The sequence below is a fragment of the Acinetobacter calcoaceticus genome, from assembly GCF_051947995.1.
Taxonomy (GTDB): domain Bacteria; phylum Pseudomonadota; class Gammaproteobacteria; order Pseudomonadales; family Moraxellaceae; genus Acinetobacter.
Genome location: NZ_JBLVVH010000070.1, coordinates 1 through 219 on the forward strand (window position 1 = coordinate 1; position 219 = coordinate 219).

Annotated in this window: 1 pseudogene; it reads right to left on the bottom strand. The window is 46.1% G+C overall.

Annotated elements, in window-relative coordinates:
- Positions 1-219: pseudogene (locus ACNQO6_RS18590) on the bottom strand (3-deoxy-8-phosphooctulonate synthase); the annotation flags it as partial.

Genomic DNA, 219 nt, shown 5'->3' on the forward strand with positions numbered 1-219 from the left:
CACGACCACCCGCAGAATCAGCACGTCCGCCTGGGTTTACTAAAGCATGGGTCACGTCAAAGAATACAGCCACATTCATTTCTTTCATGATGTCAAAGCCAAGCATGTCTACTATCAGGTTATTGTAGCAAAATGCAGAGCCACGCTCTCAAAGAATGAGTTTGTCATTCCCTGCTTCCAGACATTTATGCAGGATGTGACGCATTTCATGTGGGGCTA